Source organism: Streptomyces kebangsaanensis (assembly GCF_001906585.1).
Lineage (GTDB): Bacteria > Actinomycetota > Actinomycetes > Streptomycetales > Streptomycetaceae > Streptomyces > Streptomyces kebangsaanensis.
This window is the reverse complement of sequence record NZ_JUJA01000140.1, coordinates 113,027-119,730: the sequence shown is the minus strand read 5'-3', so window position 1 is coordinate 119,730 and position 6,704 is coordinate 113,027. Positions and strand designations below refer to the sequence as shown.

The following is a 6,704-nucleotide window of genomic DNA, read 5'->3' as shown; positions in this document are numbered from 1 at the left end:
GCTGTTGTCCCTGGTGATCTAGGGGCGGTACCGCGATGACGGCCCACCCGCTCTTCGACGTTCGACGTGCCTGACGGTCCTTCGGTGGCCGCCGGGACCGCGGAGGTCGAGGAGCGGGTGGGCCCGTTCGTCGGCCGGGGGAGGGCCGAAGAGGCTCACCCGGAGCACGTGCGCCGGCCGGGGTCCGTACGGGGTGCGGGTCGACGGCCCCGGCCCGGGCTGCGTCGAGACCGGGCCGACCGAACCCCTCGTCGAGGACGAGGGGTTGAGCGCCGGGGCGCTGCTGGGCTTCGGCGCCTGAAAGGTCCTAGGGCCGCCACAGCGGGTGTTCGCCGGCCGCCCAGGCGTGGGTGACCAGGCCCGTGCGCAGGCCCCGGCGGGCTTCCGGGTCGCCGAGGGCCATGCCGATGTGGCCGGCCAGGACGACGCCGACGGTCAGGGCCAGCCAGTCGTGGACGAAGGTCGCGCCGGTGCGCCAGGCCAGGGGGGTGAGGTGGGTGAACCACATCATCAGGCCCGTGCCGAGCATGACCAGAGCGGCTCCGGCGATCCAGGCGGCGTAGATCTTCTGGCCGGCGTTGAACTTGCCGGCCGGGCGCGAGGAACGGCGCTTGTCGCGGCGCAGGGCGGCGCGCAGCCAGAGGCGGTCGTGCGGGCCGAAGCGGTCGAGGCGGCGCAGGTCGGCGCGGAAGGCGCGGGAGGCCAGGCCCAGCAGGACGGGTACGGGCAGGGCGAGCCCGGCGCACTCGTGGACGCGGACCACCAGCTCGCGGCGGCCGACGAGTTCTGCGAGCTGGGGGACGTAGAGGCAGGCCGCCGTCACCACGCACACGCCCATGAGCGCGGCCGTGGTCCGGTGCACCCATCGCTCGGCCCGGGTGAAGCGCCGGACGCGGGTGCCGGCCGGGGCCGGGGTGTCAGCCCGTAGGGACATCGGTCCGTCCGTTCGAGCGGCCGACCCAGGCGTCGACGTCGTAGCCGAGGTGTTCCCAGTAGCCCGGCTCGACGCGGTCGGTGACGGTGATGCCGGAGAGCCACTTGGCGGACTTGTAGAAGTACATGGGGGCGACGTACAGGCGGACCGGGCCGCCGTGTTCGTGGCCCAGGTCCTTGTTCTGCATGCGCAGCGCGACCAGGACGTCGGAGCGGCGGGCCTGGGCGAGGGTGAGGCTCTCGGTGTAGGTGCCGTCGAAGCAGGTGAAGCGGACGGCTCCGGCGTGGTCCCGCACTCCGGCCAGGTCGAGCAGGTGGGAGAGCCGTACGCCCTCGAAGGGCGTGCCGGGCACCCGCCAGCCGGTGACGCACTGGACGTCGCGGACCATGCGGGTCCGGGGCATGGCCCGGAGGTCGGCCAGTGTGTACGTCGCCGGGTGGTCGACGAGGCCGCCGACGGTGAGGCGGTAGGTCGTGGCGTCCTGGTGCGGGACGGACGCGGCGACCGAGTAGTAGCGGAAGCCCCCGCCGTTGGGGAGCAGGCCGCTCAGACCGGTGGGGTCCCTGCCGGAGACGGCGCCGAGAACTCCCTCCAGGCCACGTTGCAGCGTGGGCGCGGCGACCACGCCCAGGGCTCCGAGGCCGAGGGTGCCGAGGAAGACGCGGCGGCCTATCGGGCGGCCCTCCTCCTCGGGCGGTGGTTCGGGGTTCACCCCTCCATTCGAGCACCCGTGACCCCCGGCGGACCAGGGATCACGGGTGCTCGTCATACTTCCGTCGCACTTTCTCACGTGTTTCTCGGGCTGGGCGCCCCCCGGGCCGGGCGGCGCTTCCCCCTACCGCTCCGCCTCCGCCGCCTTCTCCAGCTGGAACGCCTCGTTGCCCAGGCCGATGCGGGCGTGGGCCTCCGGCCGGCGGGAGCGCAGGACGGCGCCCTGGACCAGGCCGACGACGAGGGCGAGGCCGATGATGCCGGGCAGCACCCAGCTCAGGGCCGAGCCGGGGCCGGCGTCGACCAGGACGTCGAAGTCCTTGACGGTGTAGGTGGCGATCACCAGCAGGGCCAGGCCCGCCAGGGCGGAGGTCACCAGCCGCCAGGCCTGCGCGGCCGCCGCGCCGCGCCGTACGAAGAAGACGATCACGGACAGGGAGGCCGCGGCCATCAGGACGATCACGCCGAGCGCGCCGAGGTTGCCGAACCAGGTGAACAGGTGCAGCACGGGCGCGGTGGGGTCGCCGGCCGGCTTGTCGTCGGTGGCCGCGAAGGCGATCACGATGACCAGCGAGACGATCGTCTGGGAGAGCGATCCGGTCGCGGGGGCGCCGCTGCTGCTGGAGGTGCGGCCGAAGGCCGCCGGCAGCAGGCCCTCGCGGCCCATGGCGAAGGCGTAGCGGGCGACGACGTTGTGGAAGCTGAGCATGGCCGCGAACATGCCGGTCACGAACAGCACGTGCAGGACGTCGGTGAAGGTGGCGCCGAGCCGGGACTCGGTCAGGGTGAACAGCAGCCCGGCGCTCTCCTTCTGCGCGGTGCCGACGACCGCCGAGGGGCCGGTGGCGACGGTGAGCGCCCAGCTGCTGATCGCGAAGAACACGGCGACACCGCCGACGGCGAGGAACATCACGCGCGGGACCAGGATGTGCGGGCGGCTGGTCTCCTCGGCGTACACCGGGGCCTGTTCGAAGCCGAGGAAGGCGGCGATGCAGAAGCACAGCGCGGTGCCGATGCCGGCGCCGGAGAGCGTCTCGGGGTTGAAGGCGTGCAGGGACAGGCCCTCCTTGGCGGGGTCGGCGACCGCGGCCACGTCGAAGATCACGACGAGGACGACCTCGATGACCAGCAGCACGCCGAGCACACGCGCGTTGACGTCGATCTTCAGCCAGCCGAGCACGCCGACGGCGGCCGCGGCCGCGAGGGCCGGTATCCACCAGGCGACGGTGAGGTCGGCGTAGGTGGCGAGCAGGTTGGAGACCTCGAAGCCGAAGATCCCGTAGATGCCGGCCTGGAGGGCGTTGTAGGCGACGAGGGCGACCAGGGCCGCGCCCGCGCCCGCCGTGCCGCCGAGGCCGCGGGAGATGTACGCGTAGAAGGCGCCGGCGTTGTGGACGTGGCGGCTCATCTCGGCGTACCCGATGCTGAAGAGGATCAGCACCGTGCCGAGGATCACGAAGAGCAGCGGCTGGCCGACGATCCCCATCACCGCGAATGCAGTGGGCATGACACCTGCGACCACCATGAGCGGGGCGGTCGCGGCGAGGACGGAGAGCAGCAGACCCCCCGTGCCGAGGCGGTCGGCGCGCAGGGCGCGCTCCTGGCCCTTGAAGGTGCTGATGCCGCCACCGTCGGCGGTGGTTCTGCTCGTGCTCGTACTGCCCGTCGTCATCGGGGTTCGTCCTTTCGGGCGTCGGGGTCGTCGGTCGTACGGGGCGTGCGGGCTTGCGTTCGTGCGGGCTTGCGTTCGTGCGGGGCGTGCGTTCGTGCGGGCTTGCGTTCGTGCGGGGCGTGCGGGCTTGGGGTCGCGCGCCGGTGCTCGCCGGGGCGCTACACCGCGCCGAGGGCGCCGGCGCGGGCGGTGCGGAAGGCGGTGTACGGGTCCCGGTCGGGGTACGACCACGGCGCCGGGGTGGGGTGGTCGCCGATGCGGTGGAACAGGGCGGCGGCCTCGGCGCCCCGGCCCTGGCAGTGCTTGGCGTGGGCGAGGAAGTTCAGGTCGACCAGGCGGCGGGGGTGGTCCTCCTGCTCCCACTCCAGCCACCAGTCGAACGCGGCCTTCATCACCTGCCGGGCCCGGCGGCCCGCCCAGTGCCCGGAGGCGACCGGTTCGGCGGACAGGTGGCCGCCGGCGGCCAGGACGCGGTAGCGCTCGGCGTGCGCGACCACCGGGAGGATGGCCAGGGGCGAGTCGGCGGGCGCCTGCTCGGCGGCCCAGTTCGCGAAGTCGTACACCTCGTGGAGGGGGTCCGGGCCGGTGCCGGCGCGGCGCTCGGCGAGCCAGGACACCATCACGTGATGGGCGTGGTGGTGGTCGGGGTGGCGGTGGCGGACCTTGTCGAAGAGGCGGACCACGTCCTCCTCGCCGCCGAGGCCGCGCTCGAGCAGGAGCAGGCCGAGCCACGGCGTGGGGTCGGCGGGCGCGAGGGCGGCCGCCGCACGGCAGGTCTCGCGGGCCGGGCCGGGCTTGCCCCTGCCGCGCAGGGCGCCCTGCGCCAGGGCCATGCCGAGCAGTAAGGAGGCGTCGGCGGACTCGGGCTCGGCGAGCAGCCACTCGCGGGCCCAGGCGGCGGCGTGGGTCTCCTCGGCGAGGACGGTGACGCGGTGCCCGCGACGGTCCCAGTCGTCCCCGGTGCGGGCGAGCAGCGAGCGCACCGCCTGCCACCGGCCCTGGGCCAGCGCGGCGCGGGCGGCGACGAGTTCCGTGTCGTCGAGAGCGGCGTCGAAGGTCTGGGCCGCTCGCTTGCGGCCGCGGCCGAGGGGAGGCGGGGGTGGGGGCACCGCGGAACTTCCTCACGCGCTCTCTGTCTGTGGCCCCGTCCGCCTCGGGGCGACACCGCCCCGTTCGGCGCACTGGCCGCGGCCTGCTCGTCGGTCATCGGCTTGCCATCGAGTGATCACGGACAGCAAACCCCCAGCCAAGGCGTCGCGTCAAGGGCCGTCCGGGCATTACACGCGTCAACTGCCCTTGCCTGTAAGTGACTTGTGGCATCCTCGGCCGACCGGCTCCCGTGCCGGCCGACGGACCGCGGATCACTCGTGCGGCGCCGCGCCGTGACCGGGTCGAGCGTCCGGCTCCGGGTACTCCCACCGGCAGACAGTGCCCCGGAGCGCTAAAGTCGGCCACTACGCAGCCCGTGGCCCGGCCGGATGATCGAGGTGCGCAGCGTGTCGGTTCTGGTTCTGAGTCTCGCCGTGAGCGCCGCCTGCTGCCTGGGCTTCGGGTTCGTACTGCAGCAGAACGCGGCCCAGCAGGCACCGCTCAGCGACTTCCTCTCCCCCCGGCTGCTGCTGGACCTGGTGAGGGTGCCCCGCTGGCTCGGCGGGCTGGGGCTGATGGTCGTCGGCATGATCCTGGGCGCCTTCGCCCTGGGCCGGGGCGAGATCTCGCTCGTGGAACCGCTGCTGGCGACGAACCTGCTGTTCGCCCTCGCCCTCTCCCGCAGACAGACCAAGCAGCCGCTCGGCGGCCAGGGCTGGGCGGGCCTCGTCCTGCTGGCGGGCGGCGTGACCGCGTTCATCGTGGCGGGCCGGCCGCACGGCGGCAGCGTGGTGACCGATCCCCTGCGGCACTGGCTGATCATCGGGGTGATGGTGGGCGCGGCCCTGGCGCTGACCACCTGTGCCAAGCGCTCGCGGCTGAGCTGGGGGCCGGTGCTGCTGGCGGTGGCCGCGGGGCTGCTGTACGGCGTGCAGGACGCGCTGACCCGGGTGAGCGGGCAGCGTTTCTCCGCCGGCGGCTGGACGGAGCTGTTCACCGGCTGGCAGCCGTACGGGCTGCTGGTGATCGGCGCCACCGGGCTGGTCCTGGTGCAGAGCGCCTTCGAGACGGCGCCGCTGCGCATGTCGCTGCCCGCGCTGACCGCGGCCGAGCCGCTGGCCGGGATCGCCTGCGGGGTGGGCTTCCTCGGCGACCGGCTGCGCACCGACACCGGCGCCCTGGCCTGGGAGGCGTCCGGCCTCGCGGCCATCGTGACGGGCATCGTCCTGCTGGGCCTGCACCCCGCGATGCCCCACGGCAGGACGGCCCCGGCACCCCGACGGGACCTCCAGCCCCGCTGAACGGCCGCGCCGGTCGCGGGAGCGGCTGATTGGATGGCCGTATGAGTGCTGCGGAGGAGATCCTCGACATCGTCGACGACCGCGATCGCGTCGTCGGGCAGTCACCGCGCGGGGAGGCGTACGCCAAGGGACTGCGTCACCGCTGCGTCTTCGTGCAGGCGCGGGACGCCGAGGGGCGGCTGTTCGTGCACCGGCGCACGCCCACCAAGCTGGTCTTCCCCTCGCTGTACGACATGTTCGTCGGCGGGGTCGTCGGGGCCGGCGAGGCCTACGACGACGCGGCTCTGCGCGAGGCCGAGGAGGAACTGGGGGTGACGGGGCTGCCCCGCCCCGAGTACCTGTTCAAGTTCCTGTACGACGACGGCGCCGGCCGCACCTGGTGGTCGGCGGTCTACCGGGTCCGCTGCGACCTGCCCGTGCGACCGCAGGTCGAGGAGGTCGCCTGGCACGGCTTCCTGCCCGAGGACGAGGTGGAGCGCCGCCTGCGGGAGTGGGAGTGGGTGCCGGACGGGCTGGCCGCCTACGAGCGGCTGAAGGCGTACCGCTCCCTGGGGTGAGCGGGCCCGGCCCACCGGGGTACTCGCACGCCACGCAGACCTGGATGTCCCTTCATGTGCCGTTCGCGCGGCACGCTTGTCCGCCGTCAGCCCCCTATACCCCAGGGATGACCACCATGACCGCCCTCCACCAGGAACACGCGTCCCACACTCACACCCACGGCCCGGACTGCGGGCACACGCAGGTGCCGCACGGCGGCCACGTCGACTACGCGCACGACGGGCACCTGCACCGCGAGCACGCCGGTCACTGGGACGAGTGCGAGCCCGGCGGCCACACCGCGCACGAGGGCCACGAGCACCAGCACGGCGAGGACTGCGGGCACGCGCGCGTGCTCCACGGCGACCACGTCGACTACCTGCACGACGGGCACCGGCACGCCGCGCACGACGGCCACTGGGACGACCACTGAGACACCCCGGAGGCCACCGGCGGCAGC

Annotated in this window: 7 protein-coding genes; 3 read left to right on the top strand and 4 right to left on the bottom strand. The window is 73.7% G+C overall.

What is annotated here, in order from left to right; all coding sequences use genetic code 11:
- Positions 1–307: 307 nt before the first annotated feature.
- From RH94_RS20765 to RH94_RS20750, 4 genes are all read right to left on the bottom strand, one after another.
- Entirely contained in the window at positions 308–934 is a 627-nt protein-coding gene (locus RH94_RS20765; RefSeq protein WP_073949010.1) for a cytochrome b/b6 domain-containing protein, read from the bottom strand.
- Positions 918–1,646, bottom strand: coding sequence for a molybdopterin-dependent oxidoreductase (locus RH94_RS20760; protein ID WP_073949009.1), 729 nt, complete (start codon positions 1,644–1,646; stop codon positions 918–920). Before RH94_RS20760 ends, RH94_RS20765 begins: the two co-directional genes overlap by 17 nt.
- Before the next feature lie 123 nt (positions 1,647–1,769).
- Positions 1,770–3,317, bottom strand: coding sequence for an APC family permease (locus RH94_RS20755; protein ID WP_073949008.1), 1,548 nt, complete (start codon positions 3,315–3,317; stop codon positions 1,770–1,772).
- A 158-nt stretch (positions 3,318–3,475) separates the two neighbouring features.
- Positions 3,476–4,426, bottom strand: coding sequence for a hypothetical protein (locus RH94_RS20750; RefSeq protein WP_073949007.1), 951 nt, complete (start codon positions 4,424–4,426; stop codon positions 3,476–3,478).
- A gap of 387 nt (positions 4,427–4,813) precedes the next feature.
- Here RH94_RS20750 and RH94_RS20745 point away from each other — a divergent pair, with 387 nt between their 5' ends.
- The 3 genes from RH94_RS20745 to RH94_RS20735 all read left to right on the top strand — a co-directional run bounded on the left by RH94_RS20745 (position 4,814) and on the right by RH94_RS20735 (position 6,677).
- Positions 4,814–5,707 carry a DMT family transporter gene (locus RH94_RS20745; protein WP_073949021.1) on the top strand — a complete coding sequence of 298 codons (894 nt, stop codon included), beginning with the start codon at positions 4,814–4,816 and terminating at the stop codon, positions 5,705–5,707.
- A gap of 41 nt (positions 5,708–5,748) precedes the next feature.
- The gene (locus RH94_RS20740) at positions 5,749–6,264 is read left to right on the top strand and encodes an NUDIX hydrolase (RefSeq protein WP_073949006.1); all 516 of its coding nucleotides are present in this window, start codon (positions 5,749–5,751) and stop codon (positions 6,262–6,264) included.
- A gap of 116 nt (positions 6,265–6,380) precedes the next feature.
- Positions 6,381–6,677: a hypothetical protein gene (locus RH94_RS20735; RefSeq protein ID WP_073949005.1), complete on the top strand. Its 297-nt coding sequence runs from the start codon at positions 6,381–6,383 to the stop codon at positions 6,675–6,677.
- The last annotated feature ends 27 nt before the right edge of the window (positions 6,678–6,704 follow it).

Coding starts and splice junctions, on each gene's coding strand:
- RH94_RS20765 (WP_073949010.1), bottom strand. CDS start 934: ATGTCCCTACGGGCTGACACCCCGGCCCCGGCCGGCACCCGCGTCCGG.
- RH94_RS20755 (WP_073949008.1), bottom strand. CDS start 3,317: ATGACGACGGGCAGTACGAGCACGAGCAGAACCACCGCCGACGGTGGC.
- RH94_RS20740 (WP_073949006.1), top strand. CDS start 5,749: ATGAGTGCTGCGGAGGAGATCCTCGACATCGTCGACGACCGCGATCGC.
- RH94_RS20735 (WP_073949005.1), top strand. CDS start 6,381: ATGACCGCCCTCCACCAGGAACACGCGTCCCACACTCACACCCACGGC.